The organism is Streptococcus oralis, assembly GCF_001075875.1.
In the GTDB taxonomy this organism is placed as follows: domain Bacteria; phylum Bacillota; class Bacilli; order Lactobacillales; family Streptococcaceae; genus Streptococcus; species Streptococcus oralis_I.
Genome location: NZ_JUOS01000137.1, coordinates 1 through 216 on the forward strand (window position 1 = coordinate 1; position 216 = coordinate 216).

The 216-nt window shown below is 41.7% G+C and carries 1 protein-coding gene; it reads right to left on the reverse strand.

What is annotated here, in order from left to right; all coding sequences use genetic code 11:
• A partial coding sequence (locus ADM33_RS11490; protein WP_049504336.1) for a mucin-binding protein occupies nucleotides 1–216 on the reverse strand: 216 nt, incomplete at both ends.

Sequence of the window (216 nt, forward strand, 5' to 3'; positions counted from 1 at the left end):
TTCTTCAAGATTTTCTTGAGTGACTGTCTTAGAAGCAACACTTCCTTTATCAGCGTAGTAACCTGTCAATCCTGGTGTTGGAACTGCATCATAGTTAGTCTTATTAGCTGTCCATGGTGCCTCAGGGTTAAGAACTTTACCTGTTACCTTATCAACATTTAAGGTACGTGTCCATTGTGCATTTTGAACATTGTCAGCTGGGGCAGTTGCCTTACC